The 24542-nt window shown below is 62.6% G+C and carries 15 protein-coding genes; 2 read left to right on the forward strand and 13 right to left on the reverse strand.

The genetic code is table 11. The annotated features are described in order from the left end of the window. Positions 1-171: 171 nt before the first annotated feature. From ACPQ6D_RS06090 to ACPQ6D_RS06105, 4 genes are all read right to left on the reverse strand, one after another. On the reverse strand, positions 172-2526 hold the full coding sequence (locus tag ACPQ6D_RS06090) for a glycosyltransferase family 39 protein (RefSeq protein WP_423223409.1): 2355 nt from the start codon (positions 2524-2526) through the stop codon (positions 172-174). Continuing rightward, positions 2510-3328: a glycosyltransferase family 2 protein gene (locus ACPQ6D_RS06095; RefSeq protein ID WP_423223410.1), complete on the reverse strand. Its 819-nt coding sequence runs from the start codon at positions 3326-3328 to the stop codon at positions 2510-2512. Before ACPQ6D_RS06095 ends, ACPQ6D_RS06090 begins: the two co-directional genes overlap by 17 nt. 27 nt (positions 3329-3355) lie before the next feature. Continuing rightward, positions 3356-4261, reverse strand: coding sequence for an MBL fold metallo-hydrolase (locus tag ACPQ6D_RS06100; RefSeq protein ID WP_423223411.1), 906 nt, complete (start codon positions 4259-4261; stop codon positions 3356-3358). A 229-nt stretch (positions 4262-4490) separates the two neighbouring features. Further along, entirely contained in the window at positions 4491-5843 is a 1353-nt protein-coding gene (locus tag ACPQ6D_RS06105) for an MFS transporter (protein WP_423223412.1), read from the reverse strand. 147 nt (positions 5844-5990) lie between these two features. Here ACPQ6D_RS06105 and ACPQ6D_RS06110 point away from each other — a divergent pair, with 147 nt between their 5' ends. Then, the gene (locus tag ACPQ6D_RS06110; RefSeq protein WP_423223413.1) at positions 5991-8780 is read left to right on the forward strand and encodes a phospholipase D-like domain-containing protein; all 2790 of its coding nucleotides are present in this window, start codon (positions 5991-5993) and stop codon (positions 8778-8780) included. Between the two features lie 670 nt (positions 8781-9450). On the opposite strand, the gene ACPQ6D_RS06115 is transcribed toward ACPQ6D_RS06110, so the two are convergent. Both ACPQ6D_RS06115 and ilvD read right to left on the reverse strand, forming a co-directional pair. Continuing rightward, positions 9451-10947, reverse strand: coding sequence for a M1 family metallopeptidase (locus ACPQ6D_RS06115; protein WP_423223414.1), 1497 nt, complete (start codon positions 10945-10947; stop codon positions 9451-9453). Between the two features lie 75 nt (positions 10948-11022). Further along, on the reverse strand, positions 11023-12690 hold the full coding sequence (gene ilvD / locus ACPQ6D_RS06120; protein WP_423223504.1) for a dihydroxy-acid dehydratase: 1668 nt from the start codon (positions 12688-12690) through the stop codon (positions 11023-11025). A 391-nt stretch (positions 12691-13081) separates the two neighbouring features. Between ilvD and ACPQ6D_RS06125 the strand changes: the two genes are divergently transcribed. Further along, positions 13082-13273: a transcription termination/antitermination protein NusG gene (locus tag ACPQ6D_RS06125; protein ID WP_423223415.1), complete on the forward strand. Its 192-nt coding sequence runs from the start codon at positions 13082-13084 to the stop codon at positions 13271-13273. A gap of 191 nt (positions 13274-13464) precedes the next feature. Here ACPQ6D_RS06125 and cimA read toward each other — a convergent pair whose 3' ends face one another. The 7 genes from cimA to ACPQ6D_RS06160 all read right to left on the reverse strand — a co-directional run bounded on the left by cimA (position 13465) and on the right by ACPQ6D_RS06160 (position 24540). After that, positions 13465-15207 carry a citramalate synthase gene (cimA, locus tag ACPQ6D_RS06130; RefSeq protein WP_423223416.1) on the reverse strand — a complete coding sequence of 581 codons (1743 nt, stop codon included), beginning with the start codon at positions 15205-15207 and terminating at the stop codon, positions 13465-13467. 225 nt (positions 15208-15432) lie between these two features. Continuing rightward, complete coding sequence (locus tag ACPQ6D_RS06135; RefSeq protein ID WP_423223417.1) at positions 15433-16203, reverse strand: TIGR01458 family HAD-type hydrolase; 771 nt, start codon at positions 16201-16203, stop codon at positions 15433-15435. An 11-nt stretch (positions 16204-16214) separates the two neighbouring features. Next, the gene (gene leuB / locus ACPQ6D_RS06140; RefSeq protein ID WP_423223418.1) at positions 16215-17315 is read right to left on the reverse strand and encodes a 3-isopropylmalate dehydrogenase; all 1101 of its coding nucleotides are present in this window, start codon (positions 17313-17315) and stop codon (positions 16215-16217) included. 131 nt (positions 17316-17446) lie between these two features. Further along, the gene (locus ACPQ6D_RS06145; protein WP_423223419.1) at positions 17447-17617 is read right to left on the reverse strand and encodes a hypothetical protein; all 171 of its coding nucleotides are present in this window, start codon (positions 17615-17617) and stop codon (positions 17447-17449) included. Positions 17618-17753: 136 nt separating this feature from the next. Continuing rightward, a complete protein-coding gene (gene leuD / locus ACPQ6D_RS06150) occupies positions 17754-18359 on the reverse strand; it encodes a 3-isopropylmalate dehydratase small subunit (protein ID WP_423223420.1) in 606 nt (201 codons plus the stop codon). A gap of 12 nt (positions 18360-18371) precedes the next feature. Further along, on the reverse strand, positions 18372-19772 hold the full coding sequence (leuC, locus tag ACPQ6D_RS06155; RefSeq protein WP_423223421.1) for a 3-isopropylmalate dehydratase large subunit: 1401 nt from the start codon (positions 19770-19772) through the stop codon (positions 18372-18374). Between the two features lies 1 nt (position 19773). Further along, the gene (locus tag ACPQ6D_RS06160) at positions 19774-24540 is read right to left on the reverse strand and encodes a glutamate synthase-related protein (protein WP_423223422.1); all 4767 of its coding nucleotides are present in this window, start codon (positions 24538-24540) and stop codon (positions 19774-19776) included. Positions 24541-24542: the final 2 nt, after the last annotated feature.

The raw sequence follows: 24542 nt of genomic DNA on the forward strand, positions 1-24542 counted from the left end.
CGCTCGATGTTCAGCGTTCCGCACACCTACCTGTTTCCCCCACCGGTTATGTCTCTAAAAAGAATTCGAGGATGGCCTCCCCTGCCATCCTCGAATTCTTGCTCCCCCACAGATCACACGCCCATCACCACAATCTCTGACCTCCGGTCTCCAATCTCCGCTCCGTAATCTTCAATCTTCAATCCTTATTCCCCCCACCAACAAGCGATCAGCCCCTTCCGCGCCAGGGGCGGTCTGCAGGCGCAAACGGTCGAAATCGGGCTGCGTGTAGAGTCCAATCTCCAGTTGGTAAACGCCTGGTCGCGCGGCTGACGACACCTGGAAGGTGTGGGTGTCGGTGATGGTTTGGCCCACCGCCCAATTCAGCGTGCCCGGCTGCGGCGCGGCGTCATGGCCGCCGTTGGTCTGAAAATCACTGTCGAGCAGATGGACAAACGCGGTGTAATCCGCCCGCACTGCGCCCCGCGCCTGCCAATAGAGCGTCACGGTCATTGGGTCGCCCGGCCGCAGCAGCCGGCCGCTCAGGCTGTAGCCGGCCAGCGTGACTTGATCCAAGAAATCCACAGCGACCGGATTGGGCAGGCGTCCTGGCGGCGGGGAGAGCACGACTTGACCGAACACCAGGCTGTCTGACGTGACCACCATATCGGCTGTCGGCGTTAGCAGCGTGATCGGCAGGCGTTGGCCAGTGGTGTGGTCGTACAGGCCGACCGCCCAGCGGCCGCGGTCAGGGGTGTAGGCCGTGCCAGGCGCGGTCACGCGGTAGACCTCTGTGTAAGTCTGCCCCGGCGCCCATTGACTGGTTGGCAGCAGCCCGCCCCCAGGCATGGCGTCGGTCTGCGCCACGATCAAGCCTTCCGCGCTGAGCAGGTGAACGAACACCGAATAGTCGTGCGTGTCTGGGGTCAGCGCCCGCCAGCGCACCGTCACCGCGGCTGAGTCGCCCGGTTGGATTTCGCCCGGCGCGGCGGCAACTCCTTCGATGGCAAACACAGCGCCCAGGTTGGCTTGCACCGGCGTCAGATTCGCCGCAGAAGCCGATACGGGAGGCCGATAGGCCGGCGCGATAACCGCAAACGGCGTTGCGGCGCTAAGCAAGAACAAGCCGCCGACAATGAGCCAGCCCATGTACTGGTTGGCCGCGCGCGCCCACGGGAAACGCCAATTGAACGGCCGAGGATTGGGCGGCCAAGCCAAGACCATCAACAGGGCCAGGGTTGGCGCGGCCGGAAAGAAGTAGCGTCCCTGCGCAGCGGGCGCGATGACCATGAAGCGCAGCCAGGAGAAAATCAGCAGCGCGAGCCAGAGGAGGAGAAGGAAGAATGCTGAATGCTGAATGCTGAATGCTGAATGGCGGGCGTGTTCCGCATTCAGCGTTCCGTGTTCCGCATTCAGCGTTCCATCTGCCCTGCTTCTCCCGTGGCGGCGCGTGCGCCACGAGTCCACGATCGCCAGCAGTAGGCCGAGGCCGATCGCAATCTCCAGGGCGCGCAGCATGAGGTAAATCCAGGTCGGGTAGGGAAGGTTGAGCCAACCAAAGAGGCCCCAGAATGAGCGCTCCAGGCTCTCCATCTCGCCGAGAATCGTGCGCCAATCGGCCGGCGCAACGCGCAGGAGGATGTTGGCTTGCCAGACGTTCCAGGCCAGCAGGTCATGGTAGAGCAGCCAGTTGCGTCCAAACCACCAGCCGCTGATCGCCAGGGCCGGCGCGCCGATGATCAGCGCGCCGCGGATGAACAACCGCGTCCGCGCCCGCGCATCAGGTTGACGCCAGGCGACGACCACCAGCGCGACGCCCGTCACGGCCACCAGCCCCAGCGCGCTGAGCTTGGTCAGCAGGGCCAAGCCGAGCAGCACGCCGAGGATGACGAAGGACCGGCCATAGGCAGCCCCGGCGAGCGGCTCCCGGCTTGTCAGCAGAACGACCACGCGCCACAGAACCAGCGCGGCCAGGGCGTTGATCGCATTGTCGTTGCTGACGGCCGCGCTGATGAAGACAAACTGCGGAATGAAGGCCACGAATGCGGCGCCGAGGAGAGCCGCGGGCGCGCCAGCAATCAACGCCAGCGTCCGATAGACAGCCCACAGGGTGAGCGCGCCCAGCAAGACGGAGAAAAACCGGGCGATGTGCAAGGCCAGGAGCGCGCCATGCCAGGGCCAGGCTTCGTCCTGCTTGTGCACCAGGTAATTCCGGTTGACACTGGCGTCCGGACGGCCAATCGCGGCATGGGGATTGGCGCGGGCGTAGATGGCTGGGAAGTCGCTTTGGTCAATCCAAGCGGTCAGCGCCGCTGCGGCCAGATAGTAGAGCGGCGACTGCACCCCTTGCTGACGCCAGAGCGCGGGCGTGTTCGGCGCGGAAACCGGCAGCCCCTGACCGCTGGCGACATGCTGAACGAAGGCCATGTGCCAGATTTCATCTGGCGTCTCGAACGGCGGCACGACGATGCTGTAGATTCCAGCGAGCAGTATGAAGAGGGCGAGAAGAACGGCCAGCCAGCGCTCTTGGTCAGCGATACGCGCCATGCGTTCCACCGCGCTTCTCTGCTCCCCGCGCCTTGCGCCGCGGCGGCCGCCACAGGAGCAGGTAGTACAGCCAACTGCGCACGTAGCGCAACGCCACATCTTTCACGCGAAAGTTGGACTCGCCATTGGTGCGCACATACTCATGCGTGGGCACTTCGGCCAGCCGATAGCCGCTGCGCACCGTCTTGATGACCATCTCCTGCTCAATCGTGGTAATGTTTTCACGCAAGTCAAGCGCCACGGCCACATCGCGACGGATGGCGCGAAAACCGTTTTGGCAATCGGTCAGGCGCACGTTCTGCGTGTAGTTGATGCTCAGCGTGATCATCTGGCTGCCGAACAGGCGCACAAATTGATGCAGCGTGGCGTGCAGCTCGTCGCTGCCGCCCAACATGCGTGAGCCAGAGACATGGTCTGCCAGCCCGCGGCAGATCGGGTTGACCAATGCGGGGATGTCATGGGGATCGTGGGAGCCGTCGGCGTCAATGAAAACCAGGACGTCGCCGCTGGCCTCCTGGATGCCCTGGCGAATGGCCGCCCCCTTTCCGAGGCCGTTGTCCAGGATGACGCGCGCGCCCATGGCAGTTGCGATGCTACGTGTGTCGTCGCGGCTGTGACCGTCAATCACCAGCAGCTCATCAGCGTAGGGCAATGCCACTTCAAGCACAGGGCGGATGTTGGCGGCCTCGTTGCGCGCCGGAACGATGATGCTGATCCGGTGAGCAATTCCATCCGGGCCAAGGCGCTGAATGGTCGTCGCACGTGGTAGGATGGGGTACCAGGCTGGCACGTCGTGACTCACATAGGCTCCTTGTTCCGCATTCTGTGTTCAGCGTTCCGCATTGGCTTTGCGCCAGAAGCGAAGCAGGCCATCCACGGACATGAACGAGGGGATGACCAGTTCGTATAGACTTTCGCCCTCCGGGGATGGGCTGTCGCCGATGGCGACCTGCGCCGCCAGCCAGGCGCTGAAATTCGCGATGATCGTGTCCCGATCTTGACCGGCCTGCTGGCTTGCCAACACATAGGCCGCAGCCGCGTCCAGGTTGGCATCCACGCCGGCAAGATGATCGAGGACATCATCAATCGGCCCGAAGTGCGTGAGGTAGAGGCGGCGCAGCGAGAGGCGGCGCAGACGCTCCACGCTCTGATGCCAGACAGGCACGTCAATCTCCGGCGGAGGCGTTGGCAGGCGCACATGGCGATACCCAGGCATGCGCGCCGCGGCCACATCGCCGGTAAAACAAATATCTTCGACCTGGTAGGCCATGTGGTGCCAGGCGTGACCGGGCGTATCGAGCGCCACAATCTGCACGCCGCCGCCTAGATCAATCACATCCCCCTCATGCAGCGCATGGACTTGGGCGGCGGGAATGGGCCACACCTGTCCCCACAGCGGCGTCATCTGCGCGCCGTAGATGCGGCTGGCGCTGGCCCAAAGCCGCGACGGGTCAACCATATGCGGCGCCCCCACGTGATGCACATAGATGGGCGCGCCGTGCTGCGCCATCCAGCCAGCCGCGCCGGCATGATCGAGATGGACGTGCGTCACCAGGACGTGGGTCACATCCGACGGGCGCAGACCCAGGCCGTCTAGTCCGGCCGCCAGGCCAGCCACCGTCGAGCCAGGGCCGGTTTCAATCATGACAACCGCGTTTCCATGCCGAAGGACATAGCTGGCAATCGCATGGGGAATGCCCTGAAACTGAACATCCACTGTATCAAGCTGCCACATTGTAGGCCTCCGTATCAAGCGGCCACATCGTAGGCCTCCGTATCAAGCCGCCGCATCGTGCACCTCTGTATCTACAACTTGCGCAACCAAGTTCTCAGGGCGCCTGCCACTGCCGTCCGGTCACTCGTCACAGTGCAGTCGCCCGGTTCGCACCGGCTAAGATTGTAACACGGCTGCGGGCGTTGGGCTATTTTTGCGCTGACGCCCATTCGCAGCGGTCTGCGCAGGCTCATGGATTGGCGTTGGTCACGTACGCGTGGCTCACAGTCGCTGGCAGGCGCAGCAGCCACCACGCCCCCAAGAGGCCGCCGCCCAGCGCAGCCACGACCAACGTGGGCCGCAGCCCGATGGCGCCGCCCAGCGCGCCGCCGACCAGTGCGCCCAGCGGGCCGACGCCGCCCGCCATCAACTGCATGCCGGCGGTGACGCGGCCCAGAAGGCGGTCAGGGGTGATGGTCTGGCGCAGGCTGATTTCGTTGATGGCGAAGACAGAGCGGAGGCCATCGCTGAGCACCTGTGATGCCATGAGCATGGCGATAGCCAGGACGAGCGGGCCTTGGGCCAACGGAACGAGCAGAGAGATTAGCCCGCTGAGCAAGGTCGTGCTGATGAGCGTGCGTCGCAAGCCAAAGCGGCGGACGGCCATCGGCGCCAGCAGCGCGCCGAACAGATCGCCAACGCCCCCCATGGCGATGGTCAACCCCAGGGCAGCCGCGCCAAAACCCAACACGCGAATGGCGTAGATGGCATAAAGAACGCCAATGAAGTTGCCAAAAAAGCTGCGTGTGCCGCCGCTCAGCGCCAGCGAGCGCAGGATTGGATCATGCCAAATCGTGCGCACGCCTTCGACCATCTCGTGGCCGATCGGCTGGCGTTCGTGCTGGATCGCGGGCGGCGCTTCTGTGTGGCGGATGATGGTCAGCGAAACGGCCGAGACCACGAATGAGAGGCTGTCTACCAGGATGGCAATGGGCGCGGTCAATGCCTGCACCAGAAAGCCGGCCAGACCAGGCCCCAGGACTTCAGCCAGAGAGCCGCTCAAGGCCAGCTTGCTGTTGCCTTCGACGAGGTGCGCACGCGTCACCAGCGATGGTAGATACGCCTGGTAGGCGCTCTCGAAGAACACGGTGAAAATGCTGGTCAGAATCACCGCGGCGTAGAGCAGCCCGATGCTCAGGAAGCCAAAGATGGCTCCCAGAGGAATCAGCAGCAGAATGAGCGCGCGCGCCAGGTCGGCCGCGATCATCAACGGCCTGCGGCGCAGACGGTCCACCCAGGCGCCGGCGACAAGTCCCATCAGCAGCACGGGAACGGCTCCCGACGCCGCCAGGACGCCCATCTGGGCTGGCGTCGCGCCCAGCACGAGCACCGCGGCCAGCGGCAGCCCATCACGCGTGATGCGTGAACAGAGCTCCGAGACAGTCTGTCCAGCCCACAATTTCAAGAAATCGGGGTGGCGCCACAAGGTGTTCGCTGGCTCGCCTGGCCCCTGGGTATTCTGCGCAACCGCATCGAGCACATTGGGTGGTTCATCGGCGGAGACAAGAGCCTCCTCGGGAAGAGGCTGCTCAGAAAGTGGCATCTTTCAACTCCTATTAGGTTTGTCACAATTGTTATGACCACTAATTTCAAAATAGTTGTACAAATAGTTGAAATCGTGTAAAATTGACATATGGCAACGGTGCAGTTGTCGTCCCCCTGCATTGACCTTCCAGGGAGGACAGGAAAAATGATGCACTTCGTGGTGAGCGTTTGGCTCAGCTTTTTCTTTGTTACCGCTGCGGCGGACTCGCCGCTCCCCGTTGCCACCCCACCTGCTGTTCAGCAGCCGCAAGGCGCTGGCTATTACGGCGATGAAGAAGGCTATTGGCGCACGCCTGACGCCCCTATTCCGCCCGCCATCCGGGGGCGTCTATTCTACGATGAAGACGCCGACGCCAGCACGGGCAGCCCCAGCTGTGATCGGGGCCAACGCGAGGTGGCGGTCAACCTCTACCGCGACGTAGATCACAGCGGTACGTATTCCAGTACCATTGACACGCTGGTGGGCAGCATCACCACCGATATCATCGGCGACTATGTCTTCGAATCGTTGGCGGCGCCGGATGATTACCTGGTGATCTTCGATCCAGCCGATCCACATTTGCCCGCGAACAGCCTCGCCACAACGCCCAACCCGCTGGCGGTCAGCCTGGCGATCAGCCAAACACGCACCGCCAACCTGGGCGTGCGCATCCACACCCCGCTGCCGCCGTTGAGCGTGGTCATGAGCGAGATTGCATGGATGGGCACCACGGCTTCGGCCGCACTAGAGCAAGCATTTCCTGATATGGATCCAGAGACAGCCAACGATGAATGGATCGAGCTGCTAAACACCACGGCGCAGACGATTGATCTGCGCGGTTGGACGTTGCGGGCGCAAGATGGCACGCCCAACATTCTCCTCAAGGGTTTCATCCCGCCCTTCGGGCATTATCTCTTGGAGCGCACGTCTGACAACAGCGCGCCGGCCGCCACTGCCGATCAGATCTACACCGGCGCACTGGGCAACACAGGCGAAGACCTGCGCCTGAGCGATGGGGCGACGCTGATTGACCGGGTGGACGCGTGGTACGCAGGCAATAACACCACCAAACAAACGATGGTGCGCGCCAATCCAAACCTGCCAGGCGTCAATCCGGCGGCGTGGCAAAACGGGCCGGTGGACGGCAGTGCGCAGAACAGCCTGGCCGACAACGACGCCGACACCTATCTCTATTCGCCCAATCCGATTCAGGCCGGTCAGTCCAGCGATTGTAACGATCAGAATGCGGCCATTCATCCTGGCGCCAGCGAGCTGCTCGACTTCATTGATAACGACTGTAACCGTGCGATTGACGACGGCCTACAGCTCGAAGCCTTGAACGTAACCGCGTATGCCAACCAGATCATCACCGCCACCGTGCCGATCAGCTGCGCGCTGCCCATGGACAACGCCTTGGTGACGCTGCTCGACAGCGCGCAGACGTCGGTGGACGTGTCTATCTACGGCTTCGACCGCGTCGAGCTGCGCGATGCCCTCATCCGCGCGCATCAGCGCGGGGTGCAGGTGCGGGTGATGGGCGACGATGAGGCGTACTTCGACTCCAACTATCAGCCCCACTACCAGGCCCTGGAAAGCGCCGGCATTCCCGTGCTGTATGACATGCGCGGCGCCAATTCGATCGAACACAACAAGTTCGCCGTGATTGACAGCAGCATGGTCTGGACCGGCAGCATGAATTGGACCAATAACGACACGACCTACAATGCCAACAACTCGCTGGTGATTCGGTCGCCGCATATCGCGCAGGCTTATGAGACAGAGTTCCAAGAGATGTTCGATCCGCTTACCGGCGATAACGGGGTGTGTAAGCGTGACAATACCACGCATCTGTTCAACCTGGGCGGAACCACAGTGCGCTCCTACTTTTCACCGAGCGACCAGGTTGAGGATGCCATTCTGGCTGAACTGCAGGCCGCGACCGAATCCATCCACTTTGCGATGTTCTTCATCACGAGCAACCCGATTGGCGATGTCTTGGTCAGCAAGGCGGTGACGGAAGGGTTGTCCGTCAGCGGCGTGCTCGATGCGGTGGGCGCAGCCAGTCCCTATTCCCTCAGATCACGCCTGTGTTCGGCCAGCATTCCGATCAAGATCGAGAACTTTGGCGGCAAGGTGCATCATAAGTTCGCCGTGATTGACGTCAATGGGCCAGATCCACGGGTCATCACCGGTTCGTACAACTGGACAGCCAGCGGCGCTGAATCCAACGACGAGAACACGCTGATCATTCACGACGCCGCGCTCGCCCAGGTGTACTATCAGGCCTATCGTGAGATGTATGACGCCTTGTCGCCAGGCACGATCTGCGGGAGCTGCTCGGCCGAAAGTGGGCCAAGCGCATGCTACGACGGACTGGACAACGACTTCGATGGGCGCACCGATCAGGATGACAGCGACTGCCTCTCCACCCGCTGCAATGTCCTGCAGCCCCTCAGCGGCGCCGTGTTCAGTGATGAAAACAGCGACGCCGTTTTTGCTCCGCCCGATTTTGGGCTGGCCAACATTGACGTCCTGATCTCGCGCCGGATTGACCGCGCCTGTGAAGGTCAAACCTGGACGCCGGTGCGCACCGTCGCCAGTGCGCTCAGCGGCTACACATGGCCGCTGCAGCCTGGCGTTTACCTGGCCCGCGCCGATTTATCTGATCCGCAGGCGCCGCCGCGGGGCGCCGTCGCCACCACGGCCTGGGATGTTCCAATCACCATAGCCGCCGGCATTCCCAGTCAACGCGACATCGGCCTCATGGCCTGCCCTTGGGATCTGAATCGCGATCATACGATCACCGTCGAAGACATTCAGTCCGTCGCTGCGCGCTGGAACACATCGGCCGGCGACGCGGGCTACCTGCTGCTGGCCGATGTCAACAAGAACGGCGTGGTTGACATTTTGGACGTGACCGTGGCCGCTCAGGCCTGGGCGACCGCCTGTCCATAGCCGGCGCAACGGGGATTGGGCGGCGCACGGCCGTCCCGCGGTAGGTCATCGCCTCCGGCGTGACATGGATTGGGTCACGCACGACGGTCACACCGGAGCTGTGACCTACTCGTCCTGCGCGTAGGTCATCGCCTCCGGCGTGACATGGATTGGGTCACGCACGACGGTCACACCAGAGATGTGACCTACTGTCATCGGTCATTGCCTCCGACGTGACATGGATTGGGTCACGCACGACGGTCACACCAGAGATGTGACCTACTCGTCATCCACAACTCATGGCTGCGCGTAGGTCATCGCCTCCGGCGTGACATGGACTGGGTGACGCACGACGGTCACACCAGAGATGTGACCTACTCGTCCTGCGCGTAGGCGTGACATGGACTGGATGACGCACGACGGTCACACCGGAGATGTGACCTACTCGTCGTCCACGACACAACTCCCGGCTGCGCGTAGGTCATCGCCTCCGGCGTGACGTGGACTGGGTGACGCACGACGGTCACACCGGAGATGTGACCTACTGTCATCGGTCATTGCCCGGGACGCAACATGGATTGGGTCACGCACGACGGTCACACCGGAGATGTGACCTACTGTCATCGGTCATCGCCTCCGACGTGACATGGATTGGGTCACGCACGACGGTCAGACCGGAGATGTGACCTACTCACAGAGCAATCACTGGGGTCTGCGCCGAGGGCGCCGGCGGCGCGGGCAGCTTGGGATTCGTCAGCCAGTCACGCAGCAGCGTCTCGACGGCCGGTTGGCCGCTGACCTCGACGGCCGTGGCGATGAAATCGGCCGTGCTGGCATGACTGCCAGCGAAGCGTTGGTAGTAGGCGCGCAGGATTTTGAAGAAGACCACATCGCCTACCGTCAGGCGCAGGGCGTGCAGGGTCCATGCCCCGCGCTGGTAAGTGGCGTCGGTGAATAGGTCCGGCGGCTGCTGCGGCAGCGGCGATCCGACATCTTGCGCCAGCATGGACGCATAGACTTCCTGCACAGTCGCGTTGAAAGCCGCCGATCCTTCATTCTGCTCCTGCCACAGCCACTGGAAATAGGTGGCAAAGCCTTCATTCAGCCAGACATCTTGCCATGTCGCCGGGCTGACGCTGTTGCCAAACCACTCATGCGCCAATTCATGCATGACCTCGCCTTCGTCCCATGCTGCACCTCCAGCGCCTGCGCCAAAAGTGGAAAGGGTCTGGGTTTCCAGCGCCCAGCCGGTTGGGACAGGCAGCAAGGCCACACCATAGGCGGCAAAGGGATAAGGGCCGATGCGCTGGCGCATGAACTGCATCATCTGGGGGATGGGCGCAAAACTCGCCTTAACCGAGGCAGGCGTCCCCAGGGGAAAGTAGTCGCGGCGCACCACGCCGTCAGGGCCGGCTGCCGTGATCACCTCGTAGCGGCCGATGTGCACCGTCGCCAGGTAGGTTGCCATCGGGTCGGTCATCTGCCAGACGTAAGTCGTTGAGCTGCCGTTGTCTTGCGTGTCGCTCAAGACGCCGTTGGCCGCTGCCTGGTAAGGCTTGGGCACGGTCAGCCGCATCGTGAAGGTGGCCTTGTCCAGCGGATGGTTGTTGCTGGGGAACCAGGTCATCGCGCCCGAAGGCTCGCTGACCACGGCGATGTCATCGCCAAAGCGCTGCCAGCCCAGGGGCAAAAAGGGCACGCCGGGGTCGCGCATGGGCTGCGGCTGCCCCTGGTAGGCGACGGTCACAGTCAGTAGAGAATCGGCTTGCACGGGCTGCACAGGGGTAATGGTCAGTTCGCTGGCCTGGCGCCGATAGCGCGCAGGCGCGCCGTTCACCGTCACCTGACCGATCGTCAATCCGCTGAAGTCCAGGTTGAACGCGCTGAGCGCCTGGGTGGCGCGCGCACTGATCGTCGTTGCGCCATTGAGCGTATTGCCGGCCACATCCACCGTCAGATCAATGTCATAGTGCAACACGTCATAGCCGCCATTGCCTAGCGTCGGGTAGAGGGGATCGTCCAGCCCGGCCGCGCCGGCAACCGGCCCAGGGGCCAGGGCAGGCGCGGTCCCGGGAACGGCAGCCGTGGGCATGGGGATGGTGAGCGGCCGGCATGCGGTCAGCCAGAGCGCCATGCCCATGAGCGCCAGCCAGCAGCCCAGCCTCGATCGCAGCGTAGAGTGCGCCATCAGATTCACAGATCTAGACTTCCGAAGGTTCAAGACTTCCGAAGTCTCGGAGACTTCGGAAGTCTGTCCGACCGCTTACCACGCGTAGACTGCACCCTGGCTGCCCGATGTCACCATGCGGGCATAGCGCCGCAGGTAGTTGGGCAGATTGGGCCGCGTCACCGGCTGCCAGGCCGCGCGGCGCGCGGCAAATTCTTCTTCTGTCAACTCAACATCCACGCGACGGCCGAGAATGTCCACCGTCACCATATCGCCATCGCGCAGCAGGCCGATGGGGCCGCCGGCGGCCGCCTCCGGGCTGATGTGACCCACGCACGCGCCGCGGGTGCCGCCGCTAAAACGGCCATCGGTGATGAGCGCCACGCTGCTGCCCAGGCCCATGCCGGCGATTTGGCTGGTCGGCGCCAGCATCTCCTGCATACCCGGTCCGCCCTTTGGGCCTTCATAACGGATGACCACCACATGCCCTGGCTTGACCTTGCCGCCCAAGATGCCACTGACCGCATCTTCCTGCGAATCGAAGCAAATGGCCGGCCCGCGGTGCCGCATCTGCTCCGGTGCGACGCCGGCGGTCTTGATTACCGAACCTTCCGGGGCCAGGTTGCCGAAGAGAATCGCCAGGCCGCCGGTCTCGCTGTAGGGATTCTGCAGGGTGCGGATACAGTCACGATCCTGACTGGCATGGTCCGCAATGTTCTCACCCAGGGTGCGGCCGGTGACGGTCTTGGCGTCCAGGTGCAGGGCGCCCGGCTTCTGGCTCAATTCATACAAAATGGCGCTGACGCCGCCGGCGCGTTCCACATCCTCGATGTGATAATGACTGCTTGGGCTGACTTTGCACAGCGTAGGCACCCGCGCCGACACCTCGTTGAAGCGAGAAATGGGGTAATCCACGTCAGCCTCGTGCGCCAGGGCGAGCACGTGCAGCACGGTGTTGGTCGAGCCGCCCATGGCCACATCCAGGGCCATGGCGTTGTCAATCGCCTCCGCAGTGACAATATCACGCGGCTTGAGGTCCAGGTCAATCAACTGCAGCAGCTGGCGGGCGGCCTGGCGAGCCAACTCCTCGCGCCGCGGATCCACAGCCAGGATCGTGCCGTTGCCCGGCAAAGCCAGACCCAGCGCTTCGCACAGGCAGTTCATCGAGTTGGCGGTGAACATACCAGCGCACGAGCCGCAGGTCGGGCAGCCAACATCCTCCAGCTCCTTCAGCTCCGCCGCGTTGATCCTGCCAGCCTGATACGCGCCGACGCCCTCGAAGACACTGATGAGGTCCACCACCTTGCCGGCGCTGGTAACGCCCGCGCGCATGGGGCCGCCGCTGACGAAGATGGTCGGGATATTGAGGCGCATCGCGGCCATCATCATGCCAGGCGTGATCTTGTCGCAGTTGGGGATGCAAATCAGCCCATCGAACCAGTGCGCGGCCACCATGGTCTCCACGCTGTCTGCGATGATCTCACGGCTAGGCAAGCTATACTTCATGCCTGCGTGTCCCATGGCAATGCCATCGTCCACGCCAATGGTATTGAACATGAACGGCACGCCGCCGGCCTCGCGAATGGCGCGACGCACCACTTCTCCAAATGCCTGCAGATGGACATGCCCCGGCACAATGTCCACGTATGAATTGGCAATCGCAATGAACGGCTTGCTCATGTCGGCGTCGGTGACGCCCGTCGCCTTGAGCAGTGCGCGATGCGGCGCACGTTCAAAGCCGAACTTGATCATGTCCGAACGCATGGCGCGGCGTTGACTGCGGCTGGAAGCCGCTCCACGAGCGGTTTCCTCGCTGGCACGCTGTGAGTCTTGACGTCCGTTTGTTGTCATAAATAATGAACCCCCGCCCTGTCTGAAGAAATGCAGCGCATGGCGACCTATTTGACAATTCTAGTCGTTGCGCTATAATTGACCATGACGCAGTGCGTCATATTGATTTCTTGTTAGCATGTGCGCCAGCGTTTGCGCAAGAACGTATTCCCCTGTGGTTATGCCGCCGGCGCTGGTTGATGCTTGGTCAAGCGTCGTTGCGAGGCAAATCCCACATGCCCACCGACTGTCAGGACCGAGCGACGCCTGACCTCGTGGTCAGGACACGGCCACGCGCGAGTGCTCAGTGAGCAAGGAGATGACTATGGAGTCACAGAACTTCACACCAGGAATGACCGTTCGCGTGCGCGCCGGGCATCCCTTGGCTGGGATGTCAGGCACAATCGTTCGGGTCAAACCAACGCATGTATGGGTTTTACTCTCCAACGGACACCAGACGCCGCTTCTCATCAGTGAGATCGAAGTCGTCGAAGAGCTGCTACCCAGCGGCTCGTAAGCCACACGGAGGCTGAATCAGAGACACTGAATCGGGAATCTTACATGTTGCATTCCTCAGTCAGCCTCCCTCTTTCAGCTTTCTTGATGTGCTCTGGCAGGGCCTGCGACCCCGATCCTTGCGGGGAAGACGGCGGTCGCAGGCTCTGCCAGCAAGAATGACCATTCAGCCTTCTTTGTTCCTCTTACGAATTAGGCGACCACCGCTCGATCATGGACGTTGGCGGCCGCAGCGCCATAACCCGCCAGCAAAGCATACTCTACGGAATCAGCCAGCGCCTGCCAACTGGCCTCGATGATGTTCGCGTTGGCGCCCACGGTGCTCCAGGTATGCACGTTGGTTTCGGCGCCGTGCGGGCGAAAAGCCGAGTCAATCTGCACGCGCACCTGCGCGGCTGTGGCTGACTGGCTGTCCAGGATGCGCACCTTGTAGTCGCTCAGGTGAACGTCTGCCAGGTGCGGATAAATGGGCAGCAGCGCCTTGCGCAGCGCCTTGTCGAGCGCGTTGACAGGGCCATTGCCTTCGGCGGCGGTGTGAAACACCTCATGTCCCACACGCACCTTGAGCGTGGCTTCAGCCACCAGGTCGCCCACGCGGCGCGGATTGTGATCCGTGGCAGATCCATTGCCCGATGCCACGACGCCCGCAGCCGAGCGCTCCAGCGCCCAGACCTCGGATGGGCCGGCGGCGTGCCGATGCTCCACCACGACCTTGTAGCGCTCCAGTACAAATGGCGGCAAGTACCCCGGCTGGATGCGGCGCAGCATCAAGTCAACCGAGCCTTCCGCGCCTTCGAAGCTGTAGCCCTGGTTCTCCAATTCCTTGATGCGCGCCAGCACCTGGCGTTCCTGCTCGCGGTCTAGCCCGTCAAGGCCAAACTCCACGCGCTTCACGGCAATGTTGTCCTTGCCGCTCAACTCGCTGACCAGGATGCGCTTCTGGTTGCCCACCAGCGTCGGGTCAATGTGCTGATAGCTGCGCTCCACCTTCACCACAGCATTGACATGCGTGCCGCCCTTGTGGGCAAAGGCGCTCATGCCAACGAACGGCTGGCGCTGATCAGGCACCAGGTTCGCCAGTTCGGCCACGAAGTTGCTTACTTCTGTCAACTTTCTGAGCTGACCGGGGGGGAGGCAGGTCAAACCCATCTTCAATTCGAGGTCAGGCAGGATGCTGACCAGATTGGCGTTGCCGCAGCGCTCGCCGTAGCCGTTGATGGTGCCTTGCACATGCGTACAGCCGGCGCGGATGGCTGCCAGCGAGTTGGCGACGCCCACGCCGCTGTCGTTGTGTGCATGAATGCCCAACACGACGCCGTGACCCAACTGCGGGAAGCGCGCGCGGACGATCTGGACAGCCTCTTCGATTTCCCACGGCATGCGGCCGCCGTTGGTGTCGCACAAGACAAGGGCGGCGGCGCCAGCATCCAGGGCCGCCTGCAGTGTTGCCAGTGCATAGTCCCGATTGGCCTCGAAGCCATCGAAAAAATGCTCGGCATCGTAGACGACCTCGCGGCCGTGGCGGTGCAAGTGCGCGACGCTGTCGGCAATCATGCGCCGATTTTCAGGCAGCGTTGTGCGCAGCACCTCCAACACATGCAAGTCCCACGTTTTACCGAAAATCGTTACCACGGGCGTCTCGGCATCGAGCAAGAGCTGGATTTGGCTATCCTCGGCCGCCGGGATATCGGCTTTGCACGTGCTGCCAAACGCGGCCAGGCGTGCATGGTGCAGCCGCAGTTCTTGGCGCGCCCGCTGGAAAAACTCGATATCCTTGGGGTTCGAGCCAGGCCAGCCGCCTTCGATGAAGTGGACGCCAAACTCATCCAACTTGCGCGCTACGCGCAGTTTGTCACTCGAAGTGAAATTGACCGCTTCCCCTTGCGTCCCATCACGTAGGGTCGTGTCGTATACGAAAACTTGCGTAGACATCATGTTCTCCCCATCATTGAATCAGTGCAGATTTCAGATTACAGATTCAAGATTACGGATCTGCAACGAGTGAGCTTGAATCTTCCATCGTTTTTTGCACTCATCCGATAGAGGGGGCGCACGCCGCGGCGGCCTTGCCTGGCTGTGCACCCGAAACCACCATCCCGTATCGCATAGAAACTCCCCATTGGCGCGGCGAGCTGACCGCGGCATGCATCATCGGCCGTTTCAGTCACGCAAATCAGCCAACGAATGGTACACATAGTTGGGCCAGATACCCTTGGCCAAGTCCTCCGGTCGGAACTTGCCGGTCTTGACCAAGGCGCCAAGCAGGCCCGCGCGCTGCGCGCCGGCCACGTCCACATCAATATCGTCGCCGATCATGGCGACCCGCTCCGGCGGCAAACCAAGCATATTGATAGCCTGCTGAAAAAAGGCGCGTTCGGGTTTGCCCATGACCAGCGCGAAGCGGCCGGTCGCGAACTCAAGGGCAGTGACGAACGGGCCAGAGTCGAGCCGGAGGCCGTCAGCCGCACGCCAGTAACGGCTTTTACCCAGGGCAATGAAACCTGCGTTTTTCTCCAAGAGCAAGCGAAAGGCCTGGTTGAGCCTGTCGAACGTCCAGGCATCTCCCAAATCGCCAATGACGACGAAATCGGGATGGTCAGTGTCCTGCGGCACACCCTCAAATTCGGTCAACGCGTCGTCGAGCACAAGCAGGCACGCGCTGGCATGATGCTCACGCAGGTAATGAGCGGCCACCGACACCGGGTTCAGGATGTCATCCTCGTCTGCCTGCACCCCCATCCCCCGCAGCCGCGCGGCCAGGCTGGAACGGCTGCGCATCGTGCTGTTCGTCACGAAACGCAGCGGCACGCCGCGGTTGCGCAGCCAGGCCAGGGTGTCGCCTGCGCCGGGCAGCAGTTGATCGAACTGATAAACCGTGCCATCGAGGTCAATCAGCAGGGCGTCCACATGATTGAGAATACTCGCCGTCATAGTCTGTCCTTTCACCTGATCGCGCGCACAACGTGCGCGCCGAGGGCTTCGGTCCCCACGCTGGTGCGGCCTGGTTCGGCAATATCGCCGGTGCGATAGCCAGCGGTAAGCACGGAGGCCACAGCCATTTCAACGGCCTGCGCGGCTTCTTCAAGCCCCAGGGAATGGCGCAGGAGCATGGCTGCGCTCAAGATGGCGCCTAGTGGATTGGCCAGACCTTTGCCAGCAATGTCGGGCGCAGAGCCATGAATGGGCTCATAGAGGCCGTGGGGAAAGCCAGCCTGGTTCAGGCTGGCGCCGATGGAAGCCGAAGGCAGCATGCCCATCGAGCCAGAAATCATGGAGGCTTCATCCGTCAGGATATCGCCAAACAGGTTTTCGGTCACGATCACATCGAAGCTGGCCGGCCGGCGAATCAAGTGCATCGCCGCCGCATCCACCAACAGGTGCTCGAAAATCAAATCCGGAAACTCACGCGCCATCACCTCCGTAGCCACGCGACGCCAGAGGCGTGAACTCGCCAGCACGTTGGCCTTATCCACCGATGTGAGCTTGCCGCGCCGCGCGTGCGCTGCCCGCGCGGCCAGGCGCACGACGCGCTCGATCTCAGGCCGCGTGTAGATCATCGTGTCAAAGGCCGTCTCGACCTCTCCCTCCGCGGCGGGCTGCGCCTCTTGCCGCGCCCCAAAATAGACGCCGCCGGTTAGTTCTCGCACCACGAGCAGGTCTACACCCCGCAGAATATCGGGCTTCAGGGTGCTGGCATTCATAAGTTCGGGCGCCACGGTGACTGGTCGCAGATTCGCAAACAACCCCAATGCTTTGCGAATACCCAACAGGCCCTGCTCTGGTCGCACCGATGCCGTTGGATTGTCCCACTTTGGTCCGCCGACCGCGCCGAGCAGCACGGCGTCAGACGCCCGCGCCAGGCGTTCAGTCGCTTCGGGCAGCGGCGCGCCAACGGCATCTATGGCGCAGCCTCCGATGAGCGCCGGTTCGAACTCGAACGTGTGTCCGAACCGGGCGGCCGCCGTCTGCAGAACGCGCACCGCCTGCTCGACTACTTCGGGGCCAATCCCATCACCGGCCAGAACCGCTATTTTTGCGTGCAATACCCTTACCCCCCCAGCGCCAATGCTGAATTGGGAATGCTGAATGATGAATGCAGAGCGCGTTCGTCGTTCAGCTTTCTGTGTTCTTTGTTCAGCATTCTTTGTTCAGCGTTCCTTGTTCAGCATTCCGTTCACGCGTTGTAGCAGCGGACCAAATCATCGAGCACGTCGTGCGATGGCGTCTCGACGGCCGTCTGCTGCCGCGCGGCTTCCGTTTCCAACCGGGCCAACAGGCCATCGTCGAGCATGGCCGGAAAATGGCCGTTGGTGGCGCTCAACTCATACATCCAATGCGGCTGCATCACAGTCGCCCTTTGACATTTCAAAGCCAACAGAAACATGATTGTCTCCCTACGAGCTGCTGGGTGCGGTATGCCGGCGTTTGTCCGCGCAAACGCCGCCCGTGCTGAAGGCTGCACAGCGCGCCCTGCTCAAGATTCATTCTTCATCATCCAGCAGCGCCGATCCTTGCTGCTCGTACGTCGCAATGTTCGTCTCCTGGTGCAAAAGGTAGCTCAAATCATCAAGACCTTCTACCAGGCAGAGCTTGCGGTACGGGTCAATCTCGAATACGTACACATGGTTGCCGACAGTCACGGTTTGAGCCGGCAGGTCTATGCGGATCAAGGTGGAGGGCCTTTCCTCAACCCGGTCGAACAATTCGCTTAGCGCGGCTGGCGTCAGCACCGCCAGCAGCAAGCCATTCTTGAGGCTGTTGTTGTAAAAAATGTCGGCAAAGTACGACGAGATGACCACCGCAAAGCCAGCATCCATGATGGCCCACGGGGCATGCTCGCGTGAACTGCCGCAGCCGAAGTTGCGCCCGGCCAGGAGAATGGCCGCGCCGGCGTACTGCGGCTGATTGAGGGGAAAGTCGGGTCGCGGCTGACCGTTGGCGTCTACGCGCCAATCGGCGAAGAGTCCTTTGCCCAACCCGGTGCGGGTGACGGTGGTCAAATACCGCGCCGGGATGATCTGATCGGTGTCCACATTTTCGGCCCGCAGAGGGCAGGCCGTCGCAGTCAAAGTCGTAAATTTATTCACGGATATCGTCCTTCAGATCATGCTCCGCACGTCCACCACGCGGCCGTGCAACGCGGCGGCTGCGGCCATTATGGGGCTCATGAGGAAAGTGCGCGCGCCCTTGCCCTGGCGGCCCTCGAAGTTGCGATTGCTGGTGCTGGCGCAGTACTTACCGGCCGGCACCTTGTCTTCGTTCATGGCCAGGCACATGCTGCAGCCTGCGCCGCGCCATTCAAAGCCTGCTTCCTGGAAAATGCGGTCCAGCCCCTGGGCTTCAGCCGCCTGTTTGATCCATTTCGAACCAGGGACTACCAGCGCGCGCACGCCGTCGGCCACGCGGCGTCCCTTCACCACGGCCGCCGCCGCGGTCAGATCTTCCAACCGCGAGTTCGTGCAGCTGCCAATGAACACGTAATCAATGGGCTGGCCCGCCATTGGCTGCCGCGGCTTGAGTCCCATGTAGGTCAACGCCTTGTCAAGGTTGGCGCGATCTTCGGCGCTGCTCATCTCATCGGGGCCAGGGATACGTTCGCTGATGCCTACACCCATGCCTGGATTGGTGCCATACGTCACCATCGGTTCCAACTGCGAGCCGATCAGCGTCATCTCACGATCAAAAACCGCGTCGGCGTCGCTGACCAGGTTCTGCCAGCGCGTCACCGCGCGCGCAAAATCATCGCCCTGCGGCGCCAGGCGGCGTCCCCGAAGATAAGCAAAGGTTGTCTCATCAGGCGCAATCATGCCGGCGCGCGCGCCTCCTTCGATGCTCATGTTGCAAATCGTCATGCGTTGTTCCATGGAGAGGCTGCGAATCAGCGAGCCGCGATACTCGATAACGTGCCCAGTGCCGCCGCCTACACCAATCTGGCGAATGATCGCCAGAATGATATCTTTGGCTGTCACGCCAGGCGCCAACGCGCCTTCGACATTGATGGCAAAGGTCTTGGGTTTACTTTGCAGCAGGCACTGGGTTGCCAGGACATACGCCACTTCACTCGTCCCAATGCCGAAAGCCAATGCGCCAAACGCGCCGTGTGTGGAGGTGTGGCTGTCGCCGCAGACAATGGTCATGCCGGGCTGCGTAATGCCAAGCTCAGGGCCAATCACATGCACGATACCCTGTGTGTCGCCAGCAATGTCAAACAACGTTACACCGAAGTCCGCGCAGTTCTCGCGCAGGGTGCGCACCTGGTGCGCCGCGTCCGACGGCCACAACGCGATGTCCATCGGTCGTGTGGGGATGGCATGATCCATCGTGGCAAAGGTGCGGTCAGGCCGGCGCACCTTGAGGCCGCGCTCACGCAGCATGGTAAATGCCTGCGGCGACGTCACCTCGTGGATCAAGTGCGCGTCCACATACAACACGGCTGGCGCCCCCGGGTCCTGGGCCACCACGTGACGATCCCAAACTTTCTCAAACAGCGTTTGTCCCATGTTATGCCTTCACCATTCCTTGTTCCGTCTCCGCCTCTTCCACCACACCCTCGTTGGCAGCTTCGATGGCGGCAACCTGCTCTTGCGGCGCCACGCGCCAGAAGAGCGGAAGTTGGTTCTCCCAGTCAGCCAGGATGGCCGCCGCGCGTGGGCTGCGGGTGCACGCAGCGTGCCGTTCCAGCAGACCGCGCAGCTCAGATTCGTGTTCGGGCCGCTCCACCCGCCGCAGCGTCACCAACTGCGTATTGCTGCGCCCTGGTAAGCGGTGATACCGATCGTAGACGTAAGCCGCGCCGCCGGTCATACCCGCGCCGAAGTTGCGGCCGGTCTTGCCCAGCACAACCACCACGCCGCCGGTCATGTACTCACAGCCATGATCGCCCACACCCTCGACAACGGCCCATGCGCCAGAATTCCGCACCGCAAAACGTTCACCCGCGCGGCCGGCCGCATACAACTCGCCGGCGGTTGCGCCGTAGAGCGCCGTATTACCCAAGATGACGTTGTGGTGCCAGACGAAGCGCGCGTGGGCCGACGGGCGGATGACGATTTCTGCGCCGCCCAGCCCTTTGCCGACATAGTCGTTGGCCTGTCCTTCCAGGCGCAAACTCAGGCCATGAATCCCAAACGCGCCAAAACTCTGCCCGGCCGTGCCCGTGAAGTTGACCACGATGGTGCGCGCCGGCAGCCCCTCGTTCCCGTGACGCTGCGCCAACTGCCCTGACAGCCGCGCACCCACGGCGCGATCGGTGTTGTGAATATCATAGGCCAGGGAGACGGCGTTTTCGGCAGCAACAGCGCCTTCCAGCGTGGCCAGGGCCTCTTCAGCCAGGCGATCCCCCAGCGTCGCCCCAACGAGCAACGGGTTGCGGACATCCACGTTGCGTCGCGCATAGCCAGTGTCCGGCGCCCACAGCAGCGGGAGCAGATCGAGGTGATGGGCCGCGGCGCCGGTCGTCTTCTGCTCCAATAGATCGGTGTGCCCGATGATCTCCTCCAGGCTGCGCGCGCCCAGGCTGGCGAGAATCTCGCGCACCTCCTCGGCCACGGCCAGCATGTAGGTCATCACCATCTCAGGCGTGCCAGGGAACTTCGCGCGCAGGTCCGGCCGCTGAGTCGCAATGCCCACTGGGCAGGTGTTGTTATGGCATTGTCGCGCCATCTTGCAGCCTTCGGCCACCAGCGCGGCCGTGCCAAAGCTGAACTCGTCCGCGCCCAGCAGCGCCGCCAACACGACATCGAGGCCAGTCTTGAAACCGCCGTCCACGCGTACGCGCACACGGCCGCGCAGGCCGTTGATGAGCAGTGTCTGCTGCGTTTCCGCCAGGCCAAGCTCCCAGAATGCGCCGGCATTCTTGATCGAACTCAGCGGTGAAGCGCCGGTGCCGCCGTTGTTGCCGCTGATGTGAATGACATCCGCGTGTCCCTTGACAACCCCTGCGGCAATCGTGCCGACGCCCGCCTCGGCCACCAGTTTGACCGAGACGGCCGCGTTTGGATTGATCTGCTTCAGATCGAAGATCAACTGCGCCAGGTCCTCGATGCTGTAGATGTCGTGATGCGGCGGCGGCGAGATCAAGGCCACGCCCGGCATCGTGTGACGCACACGCGCGATATCGGCGCTGACCTTGTGGCCTGGGAGCTGCCCGCCTTCGCCCGGTTTGGAGCCTTGCGCCATTTTGATCTGCAGCTCCTCGGCTGCCATCAGGTAGGCAGGGGTGACGCCGAACCGACCCGAAGCGACCTGTTTGATCTTGGTCGCCTTGTCGGTGCCATAGCGATCCTCGCCTTCGCCGCCTTCACCGCTGTTGCTGGCGCCGCCCAAGCGATTCATGGCCACGGTCAGCGTTTCATGCGCTTCGACGCTCAGCGCGCCGTAGGACATGGCCGCGGTGGAAAAACGACGCACAATGGCTGTGGCCGGCTCCACCTCCTCCAGCGGAATCGCCTCGCGGCCGCGACTGACGATATGCAGCAGATCGCGCGGCTCAGTCACTGGCCGTCGTTCAACCAGGTCAGCGAAACGGCGGTAGATGGCTAAGGTCCCCTGCGTTTCGCGCGACGCGAGTTTCTGCTCTTTGCCCTTGGCCAGGCCGACCATCTCGTGCAGGGCGCGCACCACCTCCGGGTTGAAGGCATGATACTCGCCGCCACGCCGCGACTTATAGAAGCCGTAGCTGTCTAGCTTCACGGCGGCTTCGGACATCGCGGCGGCCAGATTGCCAGTGCCATGTCCATTTTGCCCGGCGTGCGGCGCCTGGCCCATATCCACGGCATGGGCGGCGCTGGTCGGAAAGGCGCTGCGGTGCCAGATCAAGACATCTTCCGCCAGATCGTTATAACCGACGCCGTTGATGCGAAAATTCGGCGTCCCCATGAACGCGCTGTTGATCAGATCATCGCTCAGGCCAATCGCCTCGAAGATCTGAGCGCCGCAGTACGAATCAAGCGTGGAGATGCCCATTTTGGACATGATCTTGAGGATGCCCTTCTCCACGGCGCTGACGAAGTTATGCTCTGCTTCCGCAAAGCTCAGCCCGGCGGCATGGCGGCCGCCCTCCTGTAAGCCATCAGCGATGGCGACCGCGGCCAGCCACGGGTTGATGGCGTTGGCGCCATAGCCAAGCAAGACAGCGAAATGATGCACCTCACGCGGTTCGCCGCTTTCGACGATCAAGCTGCAGTGCATGCGCTCGCCAACCTTGATGAGGTGATGGTGCACGGCGCTGACCGCCAGCAGGGAAGGAATGGGCGCACGCTGCGCATCTACCGCGCGATCGCTCAGAATCAACAAGGTGCAGCCGGCCATGACCGCGGCCTCGGCCTGCGCGCACAGGCGTTCCACGGCCGGTCGCAGCCCTTCCGGCCCTTCGGCCACGTCCCAGGTCATGTCCAGCGTGGCGGGCTTAAGATGATGCCACGCGGCAGGGCGCAGGTCGCGCACTTCCAGGCGCTTGAGCGCCGCCAGTTCACGGTTCGTCAAGATAGGGCCAGGCGTTTCCAACAGTTTGGCAGCCGCCGGCGTCTCGCTCAACAAGTCCGCACGCGCGCCCAAGCGCTGGCCGAGCGACATCACCATCTCTTCGCGCAGCGGGTCAATCGGGGGGTTGGTCACCTCGGCAAAGCGCTGCTTGAAATAGTGGAAGAGCGGGCGCGCCACGTCGGACATGGCCGCGGCCGGCGTGTCATCGCCCATGGAGCCGACAGCTTCGCGGCCATCCTTCCACATGGGGCGCAGAACCACAAGCAGTTCTTCACGCGTGTAGCCGAAAGCGGCCATCAAGGCTTGGGCGTCACCGTTGGGCAAAGGCGAACCGTCCGCGGTCAAGTCAATCTGGGCCAGGAAGCCAGTATCTTGAACAAAGCGCGCTTTTTCCTGCACGACCTGGTCCAGCGTCACCAGGTTGTCGGCCAGCCACTGGCCGTAAGGTTTGCGCTCTACAAAGCGGGCAACGATGGCGGCGTCATTTTCAATCACACCGGTGTCCGTATCCACGGCGAGCATCTCGCCTGGGCGCAAGCGACCCTTCTGCACCACGCGGCCTTCATCCACAGGCACGGCGCCGACTTCCGAGGACATGATCACCAGCCCATCATCCATGATGACAAAGCGCGCCGGGCGCAGGCCGTTGCGGTCGAGCGTACTGCCCACAATGCGACCATCCGTGAAACTGAGCGCGGCCGGGCCGTCCCACGGCTCCTGCAAACAAGCATGATAATGGTAGAACGCACGCTGTTGGGGAGAGACATCACGCGTCTTCTCCCACGCCTTGGGCGCCAGCATCATCAGCGCGTGGCGAATATCCCGCCCCGACTGCACCAGGAGGTCGAGCGCATTGTCGAGCATGGCCGAATCGCTGCCATGCGGGGCAATGACTGGCGCCAGCACCCTGGCGTCACGCCCCCACGTCTCGGTGCGCGCCAGGTCAGCCTCGCGCGCCTTCATCCAGGTGACATTGCCCTGCAGCGTGTTGATCTCGCCGTTGTGACAGACCATGCGGAACGGCTGCGCGCGTTCCCAGGTGGGGAAGGTGTTGGTGCTGTAGCGCTGATGAAAAACGGCGATCGCGGTTTTGAAAGCGGGGTCCTGCAAATCGGTGTAGAAATTGGGCAGCTGCGGCGCCACAAAGAGGCCTTTGTAAACCACCGTCAGCGAAGAGAAGGATGGAATGTAGAAGTTGCTGATGCTCTCGGCCCAGACCCGCTGCGTAGCCCGCTTGCGCACCAGGTACAGGCGTCGCTCGAACTCGCTGGTTGCCACCTGCGCCGGCCGCGCGACGACGACCTGCTCGATGTACGGGCGCAGGCTTTGCGCCCAGTGCCCCAGGGCGTCGCCGTTGACCGGAACATCACGCCACATCAGCTTCTGCAAACCATACTCGGCGATCGTCTCTTCGAGTAAGGTGCGCGCCCGCTCGCGGTGCGCCAGGTTGAAGCGCGGCAAGAAGATCATGCCCAGGGCCAGGTCGCCGCGCGCCGGCGCCTGGAGTCCCTGCGTCGCCAGGTCCCGCGCCACAAGTTCGTAAGGCAGCTGCGTCAAAACGCCAGCGCCGTCGCCGCTCTTGCCATCTGCGGCCACCGCGCCACGATGGGCGTGATTACACAGGGCGTCAAGCGCCAGGCGCAGGACGTCGTGGCTGCGCGCTCCCGATTTCTGCGCCACAAAGCCAATACCGCAGGCATCATGTTCAAAACGCGGATCGTACAGCGAACCAGAGGTATCCGCTGGAAACTCTGAACTTTGGATTCTGAATTCTGAATGGTGCATGC

Origin of the sequence: Candidatus Amarolinea aalborgensis (assembly GCF_900491745.1) — a bacterium.
In the GTDB taxonomy this organism is placed as follows: domain Bacteria; phylum Chloroflexota; class Anaerolineae; order SSC4; family Amarolineaceae; genus Amarolinea; species Amarolinea aalborgensis.

Coding starts and splice junctions, on each gene's coding strand:
- ACPQ6D_RS06090 (WP_423223409.1), bottom strand. CDS start 2,526: ATGGCGCGTATCGCTGACCAAGAGCGCTGGCTGGCCGTTCTTCTCGCC.
- ACPQ6D_RS06145 (WP_423223419.1), bottom strand. CDS start 17,617: ATGCAGCCGCATTGGATGTATGAGTTGAGCGCCACCAACGGCCATTTT.
- ilvD (WP_423223504.1), bottom strand. CDS start 12,690: ATGCGTTCGGACATGATCAAGTTCGGCTTTGAACGTGCGCCGCATCGC.
- ACPQ6D_RS06110 (WP_423223413.1), top strand. CDS start 5,991: ATGATGCACTTCGTGGTGAGCGTTTGGCTCAGCTTTTTCTTTGTTACC.
- ACPQ6D_RS06135 (WP_423223417.1), bottom strand. CDS start 16,203: ATGACGGCGAGTATTCTCAATCATGTGGACGCCCTGCTGATTGACCTC.
- ACPQ6D_RS06160 (WP_423223422.1), bottom strand. CDS start 24,540: ATGCACCATTCAGAATTCAGAATCCAAAGTTCAGAGTTTCCAGCGGAT.
- ACPQ6D_RS06125 (WP_423223415.1), top strand. CDS start 13,082: ATGGAGTCACAGAACTTCACACCAGGAATGACCGTTCGCGTGCGCGCC.
- ACPQ6D_RS06100 (WP_423223411.1), bottom strand. CDS start 4,261: ATGTGGCAGCTTGATACAGTGGATGTTCAGTTTCAGGGCATTCCCCAT.
- ACPQ6D_RS06115 (WP_423223414.1), bottom strand. CDS start 10,947: ATGGCGCACTCTACGCTGCGATCGAGGCTGGGCTGCTGGCTGGCGCTC.
- ACPQ6D_RS06105 (WP_423223412.1), bottom strand. CDS start 5,843: ATGCCACTTTCTGAGCAGCCTCTTCCCGAGGAGGCTCTTGTCTCCGCC.
- cimA (WP_423223416.1), bottom strand. CDS start 15,207: ATGATGTCTACGCAAGTTTTCGTATACGACACGACCCTACGTGATGGG.
- leuC (WP_423223421.1), bottom strand. CDS start 19,772: ATGGGACAAACGCTGTTTGAGAAAGTTTGGGATCGTCACGTGGTGGCC.